General features: G+C 44.2%; 22 protein-coding genes. 16 read left to right on the top strand and 6 right to left on the bottom strand.

The window, feature by feature from the left end; all coding sequences use genetic code 11:
* Positions 1–7 precede the first annotated feature (7 nt).
* From queE to ACXAD8_RS08610, 5 genes are all read left to right on the top strand, one after another.
* A complete protein-coding gene (queE, locus tag ACXAD8_RS08630; RefSeq protein WP_475232917.1) occupies positions 8–697 on the top strand; it encodes a 7-carboxy-7-deazaguanine synthase QueE in 690 nt (229 codons plus the stop codon).
* A gap of 99 nt (positions 698–796) precedes the next feature.
* Positions 797–1210 carry a hypothetical protein gene (locus tag ACXAD8_RS08625; RefSeq protein ID WP_475227314.1) on the top strand — a complete coding sequence of 138 codons (414 nt, stop codon included), beginning with the start codon at positions 797–799 and terminating at the stop codon, positions 1208–1210.
* Positions 1207–2085 (top strand): amino acid ABC transporter substrate-binding protein, encoded by an 879-nt coding sequence (locus ACXAD8_RS08620; RefSeq protein WP_475227313.1) that lies wholly within the window; start codon positions 1207–1209, stop codon positions 2083–2085. The genes ACXAD8_RS08625 and ACXAD8_RS08620 overlap by 4 nt, the downstream gene beginning before the upstream one ends.
* Positions 2086–2145: 60 nt before the next feature.
* Positions 2146–2700 (top strand): DUF2058 domain-containing protein, encoded by a 555-nt coding sequence (locus ACXAD8_RS08615; protein ID WP_475227312.1) that lies wholly within the window; start codon positions 2146–2148, stop codon positions 2698–2700.
* Between the two features lie 742 nt (positions 2701–3442).
* Positions 3443–4090: a hypothetical protein gene (locus ACXAD8_RS08610; protein ID WP_475227310.1), complete on the top strand. Its 648-nt coding sequence runs from the start codon at positions 3443–3445 to the stop codon at positions 4088–4090.
* A gap of 269 nt (positions 4091–4359) precedes the next feature.
* Here ACXAD8_RS08610 and ACXAD8_RS08605 read toward each other — a convergent pair whose 3' ends face one another.
* On the bottom strand, positions 4360–4575 hold the full coding sequence (locus tag ACXAD8_RS08605) for a hypothetical protein (protein WP_475227308.1): 216 nt from the start codon (positions 4573–4575) through the stop codon (positions 4360–4362).
* 413 nt (positions 4576–4988) lie between these two features.
* Between ACXAD8_RS08605 and ACXAD8_RS08600 the strand changes: the two genes are divergently transcribed.
* The 3 genes from ACXAD8_RS08600 (at position 4989) to ACXAD8_RS08590 (ending at position 8144) form a co-directional block, all read left to right on the top strand.
* Positions 4989–6155, top strand: a complete 1167-nt coding sequence (locus tag ACXAD8_RS08600; protein ID WP_475227306.1) for a serine hydrolase domain-containing protein — start codon at positions 4989–4991, stop codon at positions 6153–6155.
* 83 nt (positions 6156–6238) lie between these two features.
* Positions 6239–6952 (top strand): response regulator transcription factor, encoded by a 714-nt coding sequence (locus ACXAD8_RS08595; RefSeq protein ID WP_475227304.1) that lies wholly within the window; start codon positions 6239–6241, stop codon positions 6950–6952.
* Complete coding sequence (locus ACXAD8_RS08590) at positions 6945–8144, top strand: sensor histidine kinase (protein ID WP_475227303.1); 1200 nt, start codon at positions 6945–6947, stop codon at positions 8142–8144. The genes ACXAD8_RS08595 and ACXAD8_RS08590 overlap by 8 nt, the downstream gene beginning before the upstream one ends.
* Here ACXAD8_RS08590 and ACXAD8_RS08585 read toward each other — a convergent pair.
* The 4 genes from ACXAD8_RS08585 to ACXAD8_RS08570 form a co-directional block, all read right to left on the bottom strand.
* The gene (locus tag ACXAD8_RS08585; RefSeq protein WP_475227300.1) at positions 8133–8813 is read right to left on the bottom strand and encodes a hypothetical protein; all 681 of its coding nucleotides are present in this window, start codon (positions 8811–8813) and stop codon (positions 8133–8135) included. The genes ACXAD8_RS08590 and ACXAD8_RS08585 overlap by 12 nt on opposite strands.
* A gap of 129 nt (positions 8814–8942) precedes the next feature.
* Positions 8943–9551 (bottom strand): hypothetical protein, encoded by a 609-nt coding sequence (locus ACXAD8_RS08580; RefSeq protein ID WP_475227298.1) that lies wholly within the window; start codon positions 9549–9551, stop codon positions 8943–8945.
* 106 nt (positions 9552–9657) lie between these two features.
* Positions 9658–10047 (bottom strand): hypothetical protein, encoded by a 390-nt coding sequence (locus ACXAD8_RS08575; protein WP_475227296.1) that lies wholly within the window; start codon positions 10045–10047, stop codon positions 9658–9660.
* Between the two features lie 65 nt (positions 10048–10112).
* Positions 10113–11627: a S41 family peptidase gene (locus tag ACXAD8_RS08570; RefSeq protein ID WP_475227293.1), complete on the bottom strand. Its 1515-nt coding sequence runs from the start codon at positions 11625–11627 to the stop codon at positions 10113–10115.
* A 147-nt stretch (positions 11628–11774) separates the two neighbouring features.
* Between ACXAD8_RS08570 and ACXAD8_RS08565 the strand changes: the two genes are divergently transcribed.
* The 8 genes from ACXAD8_RS08565 (at position 11775) to ACXAD8_RS08530 (ending at position 18840) form a co-directional block, all read left to right on the top strand.
* Positions 11775–12926 carry a serine hydrolase domain-containing protein gene (locus ACXAD8_RS08565; RefSeq protein WP_475227291.1) on the top strand — a complete coding sequence of 384 codons (1152 nt, stop codon included), beginning with the start codon at positions 11775–11777 and terminating at the stop codon, positions 12924–12926.
* A gap of 187 nt (positions 12927–13113) precedes the next feature.
* Positions 13114–14337 (top strand): FG-GAP repeat protein, encoded by a 1224-nt coding sequence (locus ACXAD8_RS08560; protein ID WP_475227289.1) that lies wholly within the window; start codon positions 13114–13116, stop codon positions 14335–14337.
* 225 nt (positions 14338–14562) lie between these two features.
* Complete coding sequence (locus ACXAD8_RS08555; RefSeq protein WP_475227287.1) at positions 14563–15279, top strand: hypothetical protein; 717 nt, start codon at positions 14563–14565, stop codon at positions 15277–15279.
* 160 nt (positions 15280–15439) lie between these two features.
* The gene (locus tag ACXAD8_RS08550; RefSeq protein WP_475227286.1) at positions 15440–15604 is read left to right on the top strand and encodes a hypothetical protein; all 165 of its coding nucleotides are present in this window, start codon (positions 15440–15442) and stop codon (positions 15602–15604) included.
* Between the two features lie 284 nt (positions 15605–15888).
* Positions 15889–16299: a hypothetical protein gene (locus tag ACXAD8_RS08545; protein ID WP_475227283.1), complete on the top strand. Its 411-nt coding sequence runs from the start codon at positions 15889–15891 to the stop codon at positions 16297–16299.
* Positions 16300–16311: 12 nt separating this feature from the next.
* Positions 16312–16842, top strand: coding sequence for a hypothetical protein (locus ACXAD8_RS08540; RefSeq protein ID WP_475227280.1), 531 nt, complete (start codon positions 16312–16314; stop codon positions 16840–16842).
* A 259-nt stretch (positions 16843–17101) separates the two neighbouring features.
* A complete protein-coding gene (locus ACXAD8_RS08535; RefSeq protein ID WP_475227277.1) occupies positions 17102–17932 on the top strand; it encodes a hypothetical protein in 831 nt (276 codons plus the stop codon).
* A 74-nt stretch (positions 17933–18006) separates the two neighbouring features.
* Positions 18007–18840, top strand: a complete 834-nt coding sequence (locus tag ACXAD8_RS08530) for a hypothetical protein (RefSeq protein ID WP_475227275.1) — start codon at positions 18007–18009, stop codon at positions 18838–18840.
* A 70-nt stretch (positions 18841–18910) separates the two neighbouring features.
* Here the strand turns inward: ACXAD8_RS08530 and asnB are convergent, their stop codons facing one another.
* Positions 18911–20578 (bottom strand): asparagine synthase B, encoded by a 1668-nt coding sequence (gene asnB / locus ACXAD8_RS08525; protein ID WP_475227272.1) that lies wholly within the window; start codon positions 20576–20578, stop codon positions 18911–18913.
* Positions 20579–20845: the final 267 nt, after the last annotated feature.

Genomic DNA, 20845 nt, shown 5'->3' with positions numbered 1-20845 from the left:
CATAAACATCGTCAATGACGTACCGACGGTTTATAAAATTAATGAGGTTTTTGAGTCCATTCAGGGCGAGGGCGCTTTTACCGGTGTGCCCTCGGTGTTTATCAGACTTCAGGGCTGCCCGGTGGGGTGTCCCTGGTGCGATACCAAATACACCTGGGATATTCCACCTGAAACCCAGGCCAGTGCTGAGCAGGTAATGCAGGAAACCGGCGAGTCGGATAGCTGGTTTGCGGCCACAGCGGAACAGTTGTTCGCGCTTTATCAGCAAAAAGGCTACCAGGCAAAACACATTATTTTCACCGGTGGCGAACCTTGCCTCTACAATCTGGTGCCAGTAACCCGCTTGTTTATCGAGAACGGTTTTACGGCACAAATAGAAACCAGTGGCACTTTTGCGCTGAAAGCTCACCCGGAAACCTGGGTTACTGTTTCACCGAAAATTAACATGAAAGGCGGTTATGAGGTGCGTCGTGAATTATTGGAATGCGCCAATGAAATCAAGCATCCGGTAGCGATGGAAAAACACGTTGAAGAACTGGATGAATTACTGGAAGGTAAAGCGCTGCGCCAGGATTGTCTGATTTATCTGCAACCTATCAGCCAGCAAAAGCGAGCCACTGAGCTGGCGGTAAAAACCTGCATCGAGCGCAACTGGCGTTTATCCCTGCAAACCCATAAATTTATCGGTATTGAGTAAATTGAGCGGCAGGATCCTGAATTACTATTATGCTTTATTAAGAGCTTGTTGAGTTTTGTCGATACAAATAGTAATTGAATCAGATTAGAAGGAAGAACAGTGCCAACACTTTCCCAAGAGTTTTTTGATGATTATGCCCGGGCCTACGAACAGTTTGATGCCCATGCCGTTTCCCGGATGTACTTTATCCCCGCAGTGTTAATGAGCGATGAAACCAAAAGCGTTTTCACTTCCCATGAAGCCATCGCAGAAGTGATTGATGACTTGATGGATAAACTGGAGTCTATCGGTGTTGCAGGTTGCGAAGCTGATGTCTGCCAGACTATGCGACTGTCTGAAAATATCATGTTCTCAAACGTAAAATGGACTTTCAAAGATGCCAGCCAACAAAAGCTATTTAGCTGTTTTGTTTCTTATACATTGCAATTGGATGGGGAATCTTTAAAAATTATCGTCTCTGTGATTGATGATGAAGAAAGGGAGCTGGAGAGGCTGCTTTTTCCCGTGACATGATACGACGCCTGATATTTTTGTTTTGCCTCGGAGTGGCAAGTTGTCACTCTGCCTATTCTGCTACCTGGACCCTGTATTATCCACGCCCGGATGATGAAGAAGATAAACGCACCACTTATCCGCTGGCGGTTCTGAAACTGGCACTTAAACACACAGGTGTTAACTACAATCTTTATCCCAGCCATAAAGTGCTCAATCAGGGGCGCGCCATCAAACAGCTCAAAGCCAACCGAGAAATAAGCTTGGTCTGGAGCATGACCGACAAATTGCGCGAAGAAGAGCTGTTGCCGGTGCGAATTCCGATATATAAGGGCCTGATTGGTTGGCGTTTGTTTCTGGTGACAGAAGAAAACTACGATGTGTTCAGCAGCTTTACCAGCATTCAGGAATTAAGGCAATATACGCCGGTACAAGGGCATGACTGGCCAGATACTAAGATATTACAGGCCAATGGTTTCGAGGTGGTAACCTCTAATAAATACGATGAAATGTTTGACATCGTCAGACTGGAACGGGCCGGCTTCTTTCCGCGCTCAATCGTGGAGGTTTGGGAAGAAATGGCTAACCCGGTTAAGAACCAGGGGTTGAGAATAGAGCCGCATCTGGCCATCCGTTACCCCACCGCCACCTACTTTTTCTTTAACAAAAAGAATATTGTGATGAAAAACCTGATTGAAACCGGGTTGCGTAGAGCGATCGCTTCAGGTGATTTTGACCAGTTGTTTTTCCGGGAACACCAGGAATACATAGATCAGGCTAATATCAAAAATCGCATTGTGTTCGAACTTGAGAATCCGGTGTTGTCAGAAGAAACGCCGGTAGATGAACCGCAATATTGGTACAGTGTCGAGGATGCCAAGCAGACTCGCCATTAAGCTTGGTATTCGTTTCTCATTCCGCATAGAATAAGCATTTTTAAATGATCCGAGGTGTCCATGGCATTATCTCTTCAGGAGCAACTCTTAAAGTCCGGGCTGGCCGATAAAAAAAGCGCCAAAAAAATCCAGAACGAAAAGCGCAAGAAAGACAAGATCAGGCGCAAAAACAAGGTGGTAGAAACCGATGAAGTCAAAGCATCGGTGCAGGCCCAGCTGCAGGCCAAAAAGCAAAAAGACCAGGCTTTAAATGCCGAAGCCAAAAAAGAAGCCGAGAAAAAGCAAATTGCTGCCCAGATCATTCAGATGATCGATATGAATCAGCAGCCCATGAATAACGGCGATGTTAAATTTCAGTTTACTCATGACAACGTAATCAAATCAGTACTAGTGAATGAACGCACTCGCGGCCATTTACAGGCTGGTAAGCTGGCTATTGTTACTTTTAAAGACGGTTATGCCATTATTCCTATTCAGGTAGCGGATAAAATCGCTGAACGCGACGATAGTTGCATTCTGTACCGCGCCGACCAACAGGAAGAGTCGGTAGAAATGACCGAAGAAGAAAAAGACTGGTACGCCGATTACGAGATCCCCGACGACCTGGTGTGGTAATTTTAAACTTATAACTATTCACTCATCCCGGGGCTATTCTTAGGCCCGGGAACTCCTTCTGCAATGGTGTTGTGAAAATTTGGGATGGGCATCGGAAGCCGGAATTCAAATAACTCCGGCTACCCAATTATGTTTAACGAATCCTTGAAACTCGCCAGTACCAATGGAAATGAGTGTCGCTTTCTACTTTCAACCCTGCTACTTTTCGGGGGATTACAACTCCACTTAAACTTAGCCTCACAATAACACGACTTGAGTTGTGAGCTTATTCCAACTGAATGGCTGCTTCCACACCAGAGCGGACCCTGCCTAGCTTAAATCTTTACTGCCGCGTATTGGCCATTACCCGGTCACTTATTCCGGGCTTAAACATGATTGCTAAATTTATCCGCTTCGAGACGAATTTGGCAGATGGTTCAGTATTAGCTTGAGCAATCAAATTCAAAAAGAATTAGCTGACGATAACGGTAAATACCGTTAATACTTTGATGTGCCAGTAAAATATAACCGTGATATTTCACTAGCATATTTTTCTGATGAAATAGAAGAAATCTATGGGATTGATGCAAAAACGTGGTTAGAAACTGCTCAATTACGTTGGCATTTTTTACTCCAAAATGCGGACTATATTAGCGACTTACAATGAGTCGCCTTGAATAAAGTTACATAGGGGTGTTGCGCTATATGGATGTATGCACTAATATTTCGTTACATCCCTTTGTAATCTTATGAGCTTCCCATTATGGCACCAAGAAAATCATATAGTGATAAACCAATGACATCAGCAGAGCGAGTACAAAGAGCGCGCTGGGCAAACAAAGTCGAAGATACAGCTTTTAAATTACTAGACCTGTTGATGGAATCTCCAGAACCTTTGCCCCGAAGACCTGAGATACCATCGGAGTTATTAGAGCTACTGAAACCCTATGCGGTTAAGGGTGATCTTGAAAAAGTTAAGGAGATCGAAGTGGAAGCATTATCCGATAGGATTTTATATCTTGGAAATGGCAACCAACACAGAAATAAAAAAGTGGCTATGCAATTTCTAGTCAGTTATTTCGATGCTTCTCAGGTTGATAGTAAAACCATAAAATCTTCGGAATTTGGTTCGTGCCACGTTTCAGCCTACACCCACGCCAAAGGGGCAATGATAAGTACACCTTATCGTGACGACCAAAATTATGGAGGAGCAGATTGGCATAAAAATGATCATCTTGTTCTTTTTAGAGATGTAGGAGATGGTCGCTGCATTGTCTATGTAAATGAAATTGAACCACTCTTTGGTAAAAGAACAATTGGTCATCATGGGGTGACTTGGCAAGATATAGAAGAGTTAGCAAAAGTTTACCAAGTGCTTACGTACGCCCAAGTTCGCGAATATTTGAATTAGCTAGAGTGAATTAGTGTGATTACTAAGGGTATGTGACAGTCTAACTACCGAGCGATTTTAACGTAATCACACTGGTGCATCTAAGTAGATACCTGAGATTAATTGCGTCCATTAAAGAAAGGCAGCGAACACACCGTAGCAGCCATTCAGTAAACAGCATTCTTCAGGCAGATTCAGACAATTGGCAGCCATTCGGTCTTGAGCCTGATTCACCTCAAAGTAGGGTTTTGAATCTTTTGACGAATACATCAGGCCAGTCGCCGGCTTTGTTATATGGGCCAAATAAATAAACGAACGGTATACTGAAATTCAGCCTTTAGCTGCTCCATCTTAGATACCTTTTTCAATTCCTCATACTCTATTCTCAGATTATCGATCATCTCCTCGTATCGCGACTCATCGGCAGACACCTTTTCCCTTTTTGCACAAAGCCGGAGCTTATCGTAAACATTGATTTCAACACCTAACGCAAACCACTGCTGCATGCTCTTAGCCTTATCCGGAATCTAAAGATGACACCCATTTTAATTTAGTGAAAGAATCTAAAGATGACACCCATTTTAATGTTATCTAAGTCCGCCGTGTCTGAGTTTGCGAACCGCGCAAATCACACTCATTTATAATGGTAAAATAAACTTGCTGATTCGGGGTTATTACGCAACCGCATATTCTGTATCGGTAATGGTGACAGAACTTATCTTTCAGGTGTTACCGGCTATTCTCAAGTTCCACAGAGCCTACATTTGATAAATCTGTAGGATCCGTTATTGGTTCTTTAGTTAGCCTTATGTCTTTACCCTATTTTTACCTTCCATTAATTATATTGGTGTCTTGAATCGGTCGTTCAGTACTCAACTGCAATGTCCAAAAGATATTAACCCGAAGAGAGAGAATCATTATGAAATTAGGGAAAATCGCGGCAACAGGGCTATTGGCTATGAGTTTTGGTATTCTTGGGGGATGTGGCTCCAGTAGTAATTCCACTCAACCTGAACCGCAACCGCAACCACAACCGGATCCACCGACCTTGTCTGAAAGCCTGCAGTTGCTACTGGATAATACGGTGGGTGAAGACGTTCCCGGTGTGCTATTGCATGTCGAAGGCCCGGAAATAGATTTTACCGGAGCTGCCGGGCTTTCTGATATCGAGACTCAGTCACCCATGCAGACATACCATCAAATGCCGGTAGGTAGCGCGGGCAAAAAAGCCACAGCGCTGTTAGTCGCTATGTTACACGAAGATGGTTTACTCAATATTGATGACCTGATATCAGACTACCTGCCCGACAGTATTTTAAGTAATATTCAATACAGTGACCAAATGACCATTCGCCAATTGCTCAACCATACTGCGGGCGTGCATGATTACCTTGATTCTGATACTGCCGGAGAGTGGTTTGTTTACGGCATTGAAACAGTAGGGCAGTTGAAAACTGATATCAATGCGCTGGAGTTTATTTACAATAAGCCTGCGTATTTTGAGCCTGGCACAGGGGTACAGTACTCCAATTCCGGTTATTTATTGGCAGGGTTAATATTAGATGAAATACTCGGCGAACATCACTCTGTTGAACTTCGCAATCGAGTGCTTATTCCTCTCGGCCTGAATGATACCTATTATGGTGGCATTGAAAATGAGTTGGGTACATCCATTTCGGGCTATATTCTGGAAGATGGCCAAATGGAAAACACTAAGCCGTTCTTTGAAAGTGTTGGTGTTGCAGACGCACCACTTGTCACAACCGCAAGCGACTTAAGTAAATTACTACGTGAAATCATGACGGATGATACTGTCATAACAGAAGAAATACGTGAGTTACTAATTGGCGAAGCCAGTATGGTAGAGACTAATTACGGATTTGATTTTGGGTTGGGGTTGTTTGAAGATAACATTCTGGGACAGCAGGTTTACCATCATGGTGGTGCCGAAGTCGGTTATGAAACAAGAAATCTTTATTTCGTAGACGATGATATTACAGTTACCTTGTTTTCAAACTGTCATGGATACACTGCTTGTGACGAAAAAACAGAATTACTCATTCAACAAGTTTTGGCAAAACTTTAGTTTTTGCCTGCTTCATCTTTTCAGACTCTTGTTTGTGGCAATCTGAATTATGGCAAAAAGGATTTAGGCAAAAAAGGTAAAATATGACAGGTCAAGCACTTTCCATACTATTGATTGAGGATAATTTGGCTTTAGCAAAACAAATTTGCCAACTGATAGAAAGCAAAGGATGGCAAGTGGATTACGCTGAAACAGGAGAGCAAGGAATAGCTCTCGCGCTTGCTCATCGTTTTGATGTTATTGTGCTTGATCTCAATTTACCTGATCTGGACGGCTTACAAGTTTGTGAAAAAATCAAAAGCCAGCAGACGCGGATCACTCCTGTCCTGATGCTGACAGCCCGAGACGCTTTTAGTGACAAAGCTAAAGGTTTTTTAAAAGGTACAGACGACTATTTAACCAAACCCTGTGATTTACGGGAGTTGGCAATGCGTTGTGAGGCCTTGGGGCGACGACATCAACTGCATACCAATACCCACATCATGAAGGGTAAGCTCACGCTGGACACACGGGCAGTAACGGTTAGTTGGGATAGTATTCCGCTGAACGTCACGAAAACGGGGTTTAAAATCCTGAAACAATTGGTACAAGCACATCCATATCCTGTGGCCAGAAGCGATCTCATCGCCGAAGTCTGGGGGAATGAGCCTCCTGAAAGTAATTCTTTAAAAGCACATATATACAATGTTCGAAAAGCGTTGGAACGGGGCTGTCAGGGGCAGGGGGAACAGTCACCAGAATTACAGACCATTAGCAATATTGGGTATCGATTGGTCGGTCTTGGTGAAAATGATTAAAGGCATTCGCGCTCAACTGTTTTTTGGTTTCGGCGGGTTGGTGTTGGTTATCAGTTTGTTCTATTTTCGTTTAACGTTTCTATTTGTAGAGGTGACACAGGATATTATTGGCGATATTGTAATCGCAAAAGAACTTGAAAATTATGCTTCAAAACAACCTGTTGCACAAAGTTTATCGGTCTTGACTTCTCAAGATGTGCTAGTCATAGATGACGCGTCCTTGTCTTTACTGGAGCAATTTGAACCATCAGTACACAACGAAACCTTGTATAGAGTTAACGTTGGGAATCACAAAGGGTATGCAACAAAAATACCCACTCAGGGTGGAGATTTTTGGTTATTGGTTAATATTGAAAAGAGGGTTCCTTTATTCGCGTTTTCATCGGTTTTCGGGGTTTTCCTTGGGAGTATCTCAGCGGGCGTTATTATATTATCAGTTTTAAGCACCTGGTTTATCGCATCGAAACTGTCCCTTCCTATCCGTAATTTGACTCAGGACGTAGTCCAGCAACGCCGCGATCGGGCTTGTGATATGAAGGAAGCATCCCGTAGCGATGAGATTGGTCAGCTGGCAAAAGCATTTGAAGATACCTATGGCGAACTACAACAGGCATGGCGGCGAGAGCATGATTTTGCCAGCGATGTGAGCCATGAATTGCGCACACCTGTGGCTCTTATTCGAAACACTCTGGAATTGAATTCGTCTGACAAACTGAAAACAGAAGACCGACAATTGCTCGAACAAGCGACAACTACTTTGCAGGCAACTATCGAAGTACTGTTAGCATTGGCGCGAAAAGAGAACCTCGTGTTCGATAGTATCCGTTTGTTACCTATATTAGAGCGTGTTGCACTTGCGGTTCACCTTGCTCATCCCGAGCAACCGTTTGATATAGAACTTGATATTGAAAGCGAAACTATGGTTTATGGCAATCACAATTTAATTAGTCTGCTTTGCCAAAATCTCATCAACAACGGTTTTTATCACGGTAATGGCAGAAAAATGAGAGTCTATCATTTGGATGGCAAGGTAGTTTTTGAGAACCCTTTTGGAACTGAAAAGTCAGGAACATATCAAGGTCTTGGCCATGGGCAATATCTGGTGACCCGAATGGCCCATGTCATGGGGTGGCGAATATTGGTGGAACATGACGAGACCTTTTATCGCGTGCTGGTGTCATCATTCAACTAATTGATTTTGTTTTGACAATTTAAACATCACGCTCGCGACCCAGCAAAACCAGATGATTTGAGATAGCCCGAATATAGCACCAGCTTCAGCAAGTGGCGGGAACAATGTCAAACAGCCAATAACACCCACCAAAAGCCCGAACTTATGCAAAGTGACGGGACTTTTCTGGCTTTTTAGCAAGTGCCAACTGGAAGTCGCAAGCCAAACACCTCCAACCCATTCCACACCATCGCCCATGCCTATTTGAATAGCATAAATAACATACCAGACGGGGGATTGTTGTTCTGTAGGGAGAGAAAGCAAATATTCAATCGTAAACACGGCGATTAATCCACAGCAAAAGGTATATGACACCCAGATAAAACCAAACACCATTGAGAGTTGGTAGCTCAAACTTTGATGGGGTTCCATCCAGGCTCTGAGGCCTCGAACCAGCATTAAAAGACAGCCGCTAAACAGCACAAAAATAATTAAATACCAGAATTGGAAAAATACCCCATTACTCAGAATAAAGTTAAACCTTTGGGTTGGGTTTAGGTGTATTCCAGGTTCGATCCAAAAGATCATTACGAACCCGACAATAAAACAGGCCGCACAACCAAGCGCGGAAAAACCGGCTATTTTAAAGGTCTGTGTGGGTAAGACATTAGATAATTTAGGAGAAGACAAGTAATGTATTACACTTTATTGGGCTACCAGGCCCTAAGCCTAACACTCACCTGTTGTTTTTCGAAGCTTTACTGTCGCAAATGAGAGCAGGTCTGCTTTTCCTGGCTTAAAAAGCAGACCAAATTCCGCTTAAAATTGATAGCGGGCGAAAAGACTAATTGCATCAGTGTCTGAATATTTAGTGTACTCGGCACCCAATGTAATTACTTCGAAATTATACATTGCGCCGAGGTGATATGCCTTTTGATCGGCATTTTCAGGTAAGTTTTGCCATTCAAGACCGCCGTATAAATTAATGTTGGCAGAGTAGGAATAGTGTAGATAGGAACTCAAGCCTTCGTATTTAGGTTTGGATATGAAATATTCATCAGGGCCATGTCCCTCTAATTTAATTGAACCATAGTTTGCTCGCATATCAACACTTAAGTTTGCTGTGAGTGGCCAGGCATATCCCACACTAATGTTCCAGCGTTCGTCTTCGAGTTTTCTGTCGCCTGAGCGATCATCAAGATTGCGATAGCGAAACTCGGTGAATAATTGGTTCCATCCAAAGCCTCCCCTTATTTCAGCTCCACGCAGATCAAAGCCGGGTATATCACCATAAGTAGCTTGCATTCCGTGTAGCTGTATAAAATTGAATTCGGAGGCCTGTGCCGAGGGGTTGGAAATGCTTCCTAAAATAACGAAAGCGAGCGGGCCAAATTTAGTTTTAAAGTTCGTTTGGATAATATTCATCATAGTTTTCCGTAAATAAAATTCGTAAACTACGATAATCGAAGTAAGGTAAATTTAAGGTAAAGGGGCATGCGCAAACTGATTTTTACTGGAATTGCAGGCCACGGATTTAAGAACGGACATGCCAAATTGCCGGACAGCGATACAAATATAAGAACAAAATAACTTCTGCTGGAAACAACAAAACCAATATTATGGATGCCCAAACTCCTGTTGCTGATAGCAGGGAAATATTTGCCGATGTAAAATAAACTAGTATTCCAATACAGGTCGCACTCAGCAGTGAAAGAAGGCCTAAAAGGGCCTCCCAGAACGGTGGTTTAAAAATGGCTTTGTGGAATATATAGCCGCATAACCCAAAAGCGATCACGGTTACCAACAACAGTGGTGCAAAACGACTGATAACACCGCCTGTGTTGGTTTCGAGTTTATGTACCAGGTGAATTGTTGCGGCTATCGCAAGTAAAAACAGATATAACCCCAATAATACTTTTCGCATCGTTTACTCACCTGTGATTAGCTATTTTGTGGCCCATGTTGAGTGGCTTTGTCAGCCTCTGGGAACTACTCAGTGAGTAACATAAATGCGGTTTCGATACCTAAATCTATCCCTACTTCGCGTTGCTGAAGCGTGTAAAATGGGACTGTAATGTCTACAGGCACGCCCTGGCCCTCATACCATTCACCGTCTGGAGTGAAGTAGAATTCATTGGAGAGGCCAATATTGAAGCCGTTTGGAAGTGTCCATTCCATCACATCTGAAAACACTCCCTGACTAGGTTCGCCGATAAGCGTGACATTGCTAAACTGAGACATTATCAGCGCAAAGGTTTCTGCTGCAGATACGGTACTGGCACTGGTGAGCAGAGTTATGGGACCCGAATATCTAAGGCCGTTATACGGCGCTAAAAAAACCTCTTGTAATGGTGTACGGCTGCTGCCGTCTCTGGCCTGTTTACTGTATACATGGGTCGTGGAATCCATGAATCGACTGGCTATGGCAAGACTAATAAAATCATGACCACCGTCATTGGTCCTCACGTCAATAATTAGTCCATTAACATTGCGAAGATCATGTAGTGCTGAATCAAGAGCTACATTTAAGGCTTCAAGTGTTTGTTCTGCGTATGCTATGCCTTCTACTTGCTCAGCATCCGCATAGCCAAGCATGCCACCCAGAAACAGATATCCAACCTCTTCTCTCTCAAACCAGCGGATCAAGCCATTTGCCGCTGTTTTAATGTCTGTTGATTGTTGAGCGTAGTCTACCACTAACTCCCATTGATACTGCTGGTGTGTGGTCACATAGTTGTATATATCACTGGCTATAGATTCTGTAATTAATTCCTGAGGGAGCGGGAATGGTATACCGTTGTCCATGGCATATTCTTCTACTAGTCGCTCTGTAAGGGTTGGTTTAGTGAGTGTTTTTGCGAACCAACCTTGGGGAGATTGAATATAGTTGTGAGTGTCAGCCAATGAGACAAGAGTTTCCTCCATTGCGAGAAACAGGTCGCTTGCCGTTGAACTGCCGTTAAGTTCGATTCCTGCGTTGTAATACACCTGTTGCCAGTCGATATTTTTTTGATCGAAGTCGAGGTAGTATTCCGCAATTATTTGACCATAGAACTCCCACAACTCTAGGACATCAAGTGGATTTTCACTATCCTCAACAATAGAAATGAGGTTGTCTTTACAGGCCAGTGGTAACGCAGCACGACGTTCAAACTGTATTCCCGGTGCAGAAAAGGAAGCTGTTCCATAAGACAAATACCATTCTAACTGGTTGTTAGACTCAGTTTCGCGAACAACACTTTCGATATCTGCTGTTGAAACGTCTTCTGACTGCTCAGTATGCAGACAAAAACTACTGGTATGTTGATAAATATCAACGTTGTGTTCACCAATAACTATTGATTGTGCATAGCCGGGAGCGGTCCAAACACCCTGATATTTAGTATTGATCGAATCAACGGACACTGTTGGAGAGGGGATAATCCTGGAGTTGGATCCTGATTTATCACAACCACAAATCATTGTTGTAGCGGTGATGGCAATCGCGGCGATTCCTAAACGCATAATGTAACCTTTGTATTACTATTGAATTTCTATAACAGCGTACCCCTTACGGGGTAAATTCAAGGTAAAGACCTATGAATCAATAGTGGGTTGGCAATTTGGTCACTTTTCAGTTTAAGATAAATAAAATTACCGGGAATTAAAAATATGCGTCTGATAGTTAGTTCGTTGTTGTGTATTACCTTGTTTGCCTGTGGTGGAGGCAGTTCATCGGATAATACTAACCCTGTTACTCCCACGAATCCGGGAGTTACCCCCCCATCTTATCAACCGCAATCTTCAGAGATAGAAGTGGGTACTTTTACCGAAGCGGGTGTGGATGAGGATGTGATTGCGGCCGCTTATTTGCAGGCAGAATCGCAATCCTGGACGCGCAGCCTTTTGGTGCTTAAACAAGATAAATTGTTAGCCGAGCAATATTTTAATGGACAGACAGCGCAGCAGTTACAGCATGTTCGTTCCGTGACCAAAACCGTAACCGGCCTGCTGACCGGTATTGCCATTGATGACGGTTTACTCAGTATGGATTCTACTCTGGGAGAGTTTTTCCACGATGAGTACAGCTTTAGTGATGCTGATGCGGAGTCTGTTACCGTGGCGCAACTGCTAACCATGACCAGTGGCTTTGAATGGGATGAGTCGGGCGCAACATTATACGTCGAATGGGCACAATCCGATGAGCCAGTGGATTTCTTGTTGTCACGCAATCTGAGCAGCGCGCCAGGCGAAGCCTTTACCTACAATTCAGCGGCAGTGCATGTACTGGGCGCCATTGTGAGCAAAGTGACACAGAGTACTTTGCGTGATTTTGCCATGGAGCGGTTGTTTCAACCTATGGGCATTGATTCCATACGCTGGGAAATTCTGGCTGATAGTCGATACAACGGCGGGGCAGGATTAGAGTTACGCCCCATTGATCAGGCCAGGCTGGGATTGTTAATACAAAACAATGGCACATTTACGAATGCTGATGGGAGTGTTACGCAAGTGGTTCCCGATCACTGGGTAGTCGAAATGAAGCAGGAGCATGTAACGCTTTCCGGCACTTATAGTGCCATGGATTACCGGGGTTATGGTTATCTGAATTGGTTGGGAGCCAGTTCGGCTCTGCCTGACTCGGACGCTGATTTCGAACTGGCCTGGGGGTGGGGCGGGCAGTTTATCCTGACTCATCCATCATCAGATATGGTGTTGATCAGCAACAGCGATTGGTCTGTAGATGGTTCTCAGGCTGGCGAACAACAACGCACCATGCTGAATATCCTGATCGACGGCATAATCAATGTAAGCGGTGACTAAAAAAGTTCAAGGGGTCAGAGTTGTTGAAAAGCAAGAGTTGTTGAAACCAACTTACTACTTTTTCAGCAAAGTTGACCTTTTATCCTGCGATATCAGCGCTTTATCTATTGCTCCTTGTTATGCGCTCTCTGCTTGAGTAGTTTGCACCCACCTCATTATAAATTTTCTCATTCTCCAGGAAGGTTCTATGATTTCCGTTTTTACCCGCTTATCTTGTTTTACCTTATTTATTGCCAGTCAAAGTTTAGCCCAACAGCATCAGCTGTTACCCGAGGATGGGAAAGCGGAAGATCACTTTAGTTTCAGCGTTGCGATTGATGGCAAAAATGCATTGGTGGGCGCGTTTAAAGCCGATGTGAATGATGTTCAGGATGCGGGTGCGGCTTATATTTACTCTGTAGGTGCAGGTGGCTGGCAACAGCAGGCAAAGTTAATCGCAGAGCCTACTCTGGCTGATGATACGCTTGGCGGCAATTTGGCGCTGAAAAACAACTTTGCCTTATTAGGCGCGATTGGACATGATGAAAAAGGTGATAAAGCGGGGGCTGTATTCGCCTTTGAGCGCGAGGCGAATTCCTGGTCACAAACTCAATTGATAGTGGCGACAGATGGCAAAGCCGGGGATGCCTTCGGGCAAAGTATTGCACTGACCGAGCGGTTTCTGGTGATAGGCGCGCCCCATAGCGACGCACTCGCCGAAGGTTCTGGCTCTGCTTACGTCTATACCAGAGAAATAAATGCATGGCAGTTTCACAGTAAATTAACTGCAAGCGATGGTGCTGCAGGAGATTTGTTTGGGATCAGTGTTGCCATAGATGGCGAGACCATACTGGTAGGTGCTGATTTGAATGATGAGAAGGCCAATAATGCCGGAGCTGTTTATGCTTATGTGTACGACGGGAAACAATGGGTACAGCAAGCCAAGCTAACCGCTGATGATGGCGCTGACACTGATATCTTTGGGGTAAGAGTGGCGTTGTCTGGTGATACCGCTTTGATATCCGCCAGAAGAGATGATATTGAGGGCGTTGGTGTGGATGCCGGCTCAGCCTATATTTTCGAGCGCACGGCAGGAGTATGGACGCAAACACAAAAGTTGCTGGCTCCGGATGGAAAAGCCGATGATCGCTTTGCGCGTGGTGTAGCATTACAGGGGAACAGAGCGTTGCTCAGTGCGATGCATCATGATGCCAACGGCAATAACTCTGGCGCTGTGTATCTATTCGAAAAGCAAAAAAGTGATTGGCGCTTTGTGTCGAAAATCGTCGCTGAAAAGGGTAAGCCAGAAGACCGATTTGGCTGGAATCTTTCACTTTCTGAGAACAAGGCTATTGTTGCGGCTCCTTTTCGTGATGACAATGGCAATGCCTCAGGCGCGGCTTATATTCTGGATTTAATGGAATACGAGTAAAAGCCATATTCAAACTCTGAGTCTGTTGTGCAAATTACAAAATGATATTTCTGTCCCAATTAAATATCTCTGAATGCAGTTGACCCCAATTATTGGCAATTTAACCTCAAATCAGCAGAAATTTTCAGCAATGATGCAATGATTGATGCCGCAAGTTTCTGAAAACCCTAAATTTAACAATGTCGCTGGTGGCAGGTTCGCCAGTTCAAATTTGGTAGCAAATCAATGGCAAAACTGATTCAACGATTAACTCTGACACTGACAATTGGTCTTTTGGCTTTTAATAGCTCTGTACAGGCCAAAACCTCTAATCTGACCTTTAAGAAAGATCAGGTGGCGGACTTTTTGTTTTTAACAGACCGCGAGGACGGCAAACCCCTTAAAAAACAATATTTCGCGGATATTGGTCCGGCCGCTGTTGCCATGGGATATCAAAATACTACGGCATTTCGCATCACCCGGAATCCTGTCAGTGGCCAATATTTTCCCAGGGTACTTGCCATTGCCAGCTGGCCGGGTGATTGGCAACAGCGTCAGGCGTTTTTCTCCCAGCTGGTGGAGGAAAAGCCGGATATTGCCGAGCGTCGTTTTGCTATCTGGAGCACCTTTAATATGAGTAATTACGAGATTACCGAGGACATGGACGTGGCATTTGATGCCGATAAAGTCTATGTATTTGGGGCCTATTGGCAAAGTGATGCCAAGGATTTTACTGAGCTAAGCGATGACATGTTGACTGGCATTGAGCAGGCTGGTGGAAAGGTGCTGTTTAATTATGCCGACGCTCAAAGTTTATTTGGTTACGTAGAGGCACCCGATCTCACCATGATCACTGAGTGGCAAAGCCAACAGGACTTTGATCAATATTATAAAAATAGCGGCACAAAGCTGGCGCAGGCCATGAAGTATTCCAGTGAACTGTATCTGGATATTCGCGAATAATTATCTCAGATAGTTAAAAACTGTACTTTAGTACAGGTTACAAACGATTTTTTAGCGCCTATGATTTACCTACTTTCTGCCACAAACTGGGTTTGTTCGCAGAAAGTAAGGTGCAAAGGAACGTACCTTTGCAATTTAACTTAAAGAAAAGGAAATCATTATGCGTATTTTAAATCAAATCGAAACTTCAATGGTCACTGGTGGTGTAACAGGTGACTGCACTGGCTCAACGCAAAAAGGTACTTCTTCAGGCCCGCGTCCAGGTGAGACTCTGTTAGAGTACTATCTGCGGACTCAGGCAGAGCAACAAGAAGGCACTTTATAAGTGCAATGCCAGGCCGCTCCATCGGAGCGGCTGTATATTTCAGCACTATTTTTAATTCCCTTATTGCCTCGTCAATTTACTCAGGTTCAATTCTTCCCGTTACAAGCAGACAATGTTGCTTACAAATTGGTACATATCGCTGTGCTGATTATTCGTATAGTGATGTCGCTGAGGAATAAATTTATTTCCCAGAACGTCTGGGTATTTGAGTCAGGAAGAGCGATTGGCGCATGTACGCCACTTTCTATTCAACCCTATCATTTTTCCTAAAGGAATAGCTTTTTATGTCTAATCAAATTCGAAATCTATTTGTAGCCAGTGCTTTATCTTTAACTTTGATGGCCTGTGCCAATACAGCGGACACCGACGAAAAACAGTTAACTGTAGGTCTGGTACAAAAAGAAATCTCCAAAGGGGTTTCTGCACTTAAAGTAGCCCAAACTCTCGGGAGTCCTAATATCGTAAAGAAATCACCAGATACCAATGGTGAAGTCTGGATTTACGACAAAATCTCTCAGACAAAGAGTGATAGTAGTTTGGGAATTAATGTTCTGGGGGCTGGCTCTGACGTGGCAGCATTGTTAGGCGGCAGCAGCAGTCAAAGCGAATCCAGCAGTCGCAGTTTGACAGTGATCATCAAGCTCGATGAGCAAGACAATGTATCGGACGTCTCTTATTTCCGAAGCGCATATTAATTGGAGATCGGGATGAGATCAGCCAGGTTATTATGGGTCAGTGTGTTATTCATTCTCTTAGCCGGATGTGCCAGCTCGGTTAAGCCGCCATCGCTGGCTTTGAGAGAATATCAAACCCGCACCTATGAGCAAAAAAGCAATCAGGAGATCTTCCACGCAGTACTCAACGCATTGCAGGATGACGGTTTTGTGATTGATGTTGCGGATATCCAGTCAGGTTTGGTGAAAGGGAAGGTCAGCAGCACCAAGATCAACGCTCGGGAAACGCTTCAAAAAACCGCCTTTACCGTGTTGACCTATGGGGTATTTTTGCTGTTTACCGATGGCAACGTGGACGATGTGGAAACTGTCAGTGCCACCATCACCATCTCACCTTATGGAGAGAGCATGAAGGTTCGAACCAGTTTTGTTTATCGTCGTGATAACCCAGATGGTGAAACTGTTGAGCACAAGCAGATCATTGAGCAGGATGTCTATCAAAAGTTTTACAGCACCATTGAAAAGTCCATTTTCTATGATGAGGCTTTGCAGCCAGCAGCCTGATAAACCTAATAAGCTAAGCGACTGTCCAGTCGCTTAGTTCTTTTACTCCTTGTTACGTTGGTTTTTGATCTTCCTCCTGTGATTCGAATCGAGTCAGTTTCAGTCTTGATAAGGCCTTTGAAGAAAAAATTTCATTTTTGAAGTGTGAAATAGGAAAAATATGCTATGTTATTTTGGTAATTATATTTCTTACCATAAATGCGTAGTTTCATATCTGAATGTATCTATGGATTATTCAAACTGAACAAGGAGAATCACAATGGCAGAAGATACAGGAAGCACGGGCTCTGGCTCTGCAGGAAGCTCAAATCCGGCAAATTGGTCAATAGTAAGTAATGCCGAGAGTAGAGCTAAATCTATTACTCTTTTTCAGGCTAAAGAAATTCCCGCCACCAAAGAGTTTGCCATCAATGCCACCGGAAATTTATTTGTAGCCACAACACTTAATGGAGGCAGTTCTGAAGGCGCCGCCATTTCACAGGAAGCCTCAGAAGCCTTTGGTCAGGTGAGTGTGTTTTTTGCAGCTATGACTAAGGCCATGAGTGAAAACAACGATTCCTTATACGATATTTCCGCCATTGACAAAGTGGTGTCTCGCTCCGGTTTGTTCGTCAAAGTGACGGAAAGCAATGTGCAGTTTAGCAGTAAATCCTGGGGCGTTACCTTTGGCAGTGAGTTGATCACCGCGCTGCTGGGCTTTAGTGGCGGTCTGGCGGCTGTAGGGAGTTCCCTGATGCAGATGTTAGGCGATATCGGTAAAAAAGGGCAGGACATTACAGTATCTGGTTCCAGCACCAGTACCGATACCAAAGTGGGCACTATTATCTTTGTGTGTGAGTATCTGTTAGGTGCAGTTTCCATTACTCCTATTGTGCTCAGTGTTGATTCCCAGCAGGCATCAAAAGCATTTCAGGCGGGGCCCTGCTTTAAAGCTCAGAGCAAAACCTATACGCTGAATATCGATAAAACCACCTATTTGTTCGTGCCTCCTGCCTTTATTCCTGAAGCGAAGAATTTAAACGAAGCCATGGACAACCCGGATTTTAACGAGTTGGTAAATACCTTAAAAGAAAGTTTGACTGAGTCTTAATCTTTGTTTGACACTAAGCGTCAGGAAAATTTGCATATCTTGTCGGACGAGGGTGACACATGTTTGGGTGGCTAATGAACTGGTGTGGAAACCCGGAACCGTCCGGTTCTAAAGTGCAAAAAGCGTCGGTATACCACCCCTTGCCGAAATATTACATGTTTAACGAAACAGGTAATATTATGCTTTGCACCTCTGAAAAAAATATCAGTGGCTTTGATGAAGATATTAAAAATAGTTTTATCGATGTCACTGTGTTTTTCTCCGCGATGTCTAAAGCCATCCATACCACCCAGAACCCTAAAACTAATAAGCCTTACTCCATTTACAACTACCAGGCGGTTAAAAGCATTTTGCTGTCATCGGGTATGTTTGTGGAAGTCAATGTGGAAGAAGGGATGTTTCGCAGTGAAAAGGTAGGGGAATCCATGGGCAAGGAATTTTTGCAGCATGTCTTAAATCGCAATTTTGGCGATGTGCATCTGCCTTTTTCCCGGGCTATGTTCAATGGAATGCGTTATCAGCAGCAACTGGCCAGAGATGCCAAAGTGCCATTTGGCAGCAATGATGCCATGTATTTTCGCGGTGGCAGTATCTTTTTCATTTGTGAAATCTTAATGGGCATACCGCAAACCACTGCCGTTTTGATCAACATAGAACCAGACAGTGCTAAAAATCAGGAAGCCATTAAAAAAGGCTTAAATGAAGTTGAAAGCCTGTTTGATTTGGGAGTAAAACAAGAAATAGGTGACGATGGCCATGGTATAACCCGAACCTGGAAGTTTAAGAAGCGCTCTTATTTGTTCACACCTCCGAAGTTTTTGTTTCAAAACTCAGCTCATTTGGTGCGGGGCGACTCTGCCGAGTGGGACGGTTTGGTGGAGAAGTTTCAGCAGAGCTTGCCTCAGTAACTCCAGGTCGATAAAAAGCAAAAAGCCCGAGAGCATCGCTGACGGGCTTTTTCATTTTATTAAAGCGCTGTTATTGCTTGCCGTGCACGTCTTTCATAGAACGACCTGACGGATCAGCCATGCTCTGGAAGCTTTCATCCCAGGCCAGGGCTTCAACAGTACTACAAGCGATAGACTTACCACCTGGTACGCACTTAGCGGCACTTTCTTGCGGGAAGTACTCTTCGAAAATGGTGCGATAGAAGTAACCTTCTTTGGTGTCTGGTGTATTATGAGGGAAGCGGAATGCCGCGGTACTCATCTGTTGATCCGTAACTGACTGCTCAACATAATCCTTGATAGAATCAATCCAGCTGTAGCCTACGCCATCGCCAAATTGTTCTTTCTGTCGCCATAAGATTTCAGAAGGCAAGTATTCGCCGTTATCGAAAGCTTTGCGCAGGATCCACTTCTCCATGCGCTCTTTAGAACACATTTTGTCTTGTGGGTTGAGGCGCATGGCAACATCCATAAACTCTTTGTCCAGGAAGGGCACGCGAGCTTCAACACCCCAGGACGAGGTGGCTTTGTTGGCTCGGGCACAATCGAACATGTGCAGACGCTTCAGTTTACGCACTGTCTCTTCGTGTAACTCTTTGGCGTTTGGCGCTTTGTGGAAATACAAGTAGCCGCCAAATATCTCATCAGAACCTTCACCGGATAATACCATTTTAATGCCCATGGCCTTAATTTTACGGCTCATCAGGTACATTGGGGTAGAGGCACGAATGGTGGTGGTGTCGTAGGTTTCCAGGAAGTAAATGACATCACGGATGGCATCCAGACCTTCCTGAATAGTGAAGTGAATTTCGTGGTGAACGGTGCCAATCATGTCTGCCACTTTTTGGGCGGCCTGCAAGTCAGGAGCGCCCTCCAGGCCTACGGCAAAGGAGTGCAGACGCGGCCACCAGGCCTGAGTCTTGTCTTCGTCTTCAACCCGCTTAGCAACATACTTGGCAGCAACCGCAGATACCAATGACGAATCCAGACCACCGGATAACAGCACCGCGTAAGGCACGTCTGACATCATGTGGCTTTTAACCGCTTTTTCAAAAGCGCGTTTTAATTCATCCAGATCCGACTCGTTGTTTTTAACCGCGTCGTATTCCATCCAATCTCTTTGGTAATATTCCACCATTTCACCGGTTTTGCTCCAGAAATAGTGCCCTGGAGGGAATTCATTAACGGTTTTACACACTGGTACCAGAGCTTTCATTTCTGACGCTACGTAAAAGTTACCGTGTTCGTCGTGACCTGTGTACAAAGGGATAATCCCCATGTGGTCACGGGCGATTAAATAGGCATCCTGAGTTTCATCGTATAATACAAAGGCAAACATGCCTTTTAAGTCATCAATAAACTCCACCCCTTTTTGCTCGTATAACGGCAGTATGACTTCACAGTCGGATTTGGTGCGAAAGTCATAAGGTGTATTTAAATTCTTTGCTAATTCTTTGTGATTATAGATTTCACCATTAACTGCCAGCACCTTATTTTCGTCGCGACTGACAAGAGGTTGGGCACCGGTATCTACATCAACAATGGCCAGGCGTTCGTGACACAAAATGGCATTATTATTATTCCAGATACCTGACCAGTCCGGGCCGCGATGGCGCAACAATTTTGACAAATCCAGGGCTTGCGTCCTGAGTTCTGACACATCGGTTTTAATGTCCAAAATACCGAATATACCGCACATACTTAGGTTTCTCTCTGTTTTGGTGAATCTAAAAAAATGGCGCTGCCGGGAACGGTAACCGGGATAAAATTACGAAGGGAAAGATAACGATATTTTAGCGTCTTTGGCCTCATTCCTAACAACGTCCTACGCCCCTGAATGTGCCAGCATGGTGGGAAAATGCAAGTTAAAACTGTAATTTTTTTACAATAGCTTATTACATAAACAATGAACGCAATAAAAAGGGCGGATAACACCGCCCATTTTTAGCTATTTAGGATGAACATC

It is taken from the genome of Planctobacterium sp. AWH2_060, assembly GCF_056158425.1.
Note: the sequence above shows the minus strand (reverse complement) of the source record. Positions and strands in the feature narration are given on the sequence as shown.

Excerpts from the sequence above, each read along its gene's own strand:
- ACXAD8_RS08620 (WP_475227313.1), top strand. The coding sequence starts at position 1,207 with ATGATACGACGCCTGATATTTTTGTTTTGCCTCGGAGTGGCAAGTTGT.
- ACXAD8_RS08615 (WP_475227312.1), top strand. The coding sequence starts at position 2,146 with ATGGCATTATCTCTTCAGGAGCAACTCTTAAAGTCCGGGCTGGCCGAT.
- ACXAD8_RS08610 (WP_475227310.1), top strand. The coding sequence starts at position 3,443 with ATGGCACCAAGAAAATCATATAGTGATAAACCAATGACATCAGCAGAG.
- ACXAD8_RS08605 (WP_475227308.1), bottom strand. The coding sequence starts at position 4,575 with ATGCAGCAGTGGTTTGCGTTAGGTGTTGAAATCAATGTTTACGATAAG.
- ACXAD8_RS08600 (WP_475227306.1), top strand. The coding sequence starts at position 4,989 with ATGAAATTAGGGAAAATCGCGGCAACAGGGCTATTGGCTATGAGTTTT.
- ACXAD8_RS08595 (WP_475227304.1), top strand. The coding sequence starts at position 6,239 with ATGACAGGTCAAGCACTTTCCATACTATTGATTGAGGATAATTTGGCT.
- ACXAD8_RS08590 (WP_475227303.1), top strand. The coding sequence starts at position 6,945 with ATGATTAAAGGCATTCGCGCTCAACTGTTTTTTGGTTTCGGCGGGTTG.
- ACXAD8_RS08580 (WP_475227298.1), bottom strand. The coding sequence starts at position 9,551 with ATGATGAATATTATCCAAACGAACTTTAAAACTAAATTTGGCCCGCTC.
- ACXAD8_RS08575 (WP_475227296.1), bottom strand. The coding sequence starts at position 10,047 with ATGCGAAAAGTATTATTGGGGTTATATCTGTTTTTACTTGCGATAGCC.
- ACXAD8_RS08570 (WP_475227293.1), bottom strand. The coding sequence starts at position 11,627 with ATGCGTTTAGGAATCGCCGCGATTGCCATCACCGCTACAACAATGATT.
- ACXAD8_RS08565 (WP_475227291.1), top strand. The coding sequence starts at position 11,775 with ATGCGTCTGATAGTTAGTTCGTTGTTGTGTATTACCTTGTTTGCCTGT.
- ACXAD8_RS08560 (WP_475227289.1), top strand. The coding sequence starts at position 13,114 with ATGATTTCCGTTTTTACCCGCTTATCTTGTTTTACCTTATTTATTGCC.
- ACXAD8_RS08555 (WP_475227287.1), top strand. The coding sequence starts at position 14,563 with ATGGCAAAACTGATTCAACGATTAACTCTGACACTGACAATTGGTCTT.
- ACXAD8_RS08550 (WP_475227286.1), top strand. The coding sequence starts at position 15,440 with ATGCGTATTTTAAATCAAATCGAAACTTCAATGGTCACTGGTGGTGTA.
- ACXAD8_RS08545 (WP_475227283.1), top strand. The coding sequence starts at position 15,889 with ATGTCTAATCAAATTCGAAATCTATTTGTAGCCAGTGCTTTATCTTTA.
- ACXAD8_RS08540 (WP_475227280.1), top strand. The coding sequence starts at position 16,312 with ATGAGATCAGCCAGGTTATTATGGGTCAGTGTGTTATTCATTCTCTTA.
- ACXAD8_RS08535 (WP_475227277.1), top strand. The coding sequence starts at position 17,102 with ATGGCAGAAGATACAGGAAGCACGGGCTCTGGCTCTGCAGGAAGCTCA.
- ACXAD8_RS08530 (WP_475227275.1), top strand. The coding sequence starts at position 18,007 with ATGAACTGGTGTGGAAACCCGGAACCGTCCGGTTCTAAAGTGCAAAAA.
- asnB (WP_475227272.1), bottom strand. The coding sequence starts at position 20,578 with ATGTGCGGTATATTCGGTATTTTGGACATTAAAACCGATGTGTCAGAA.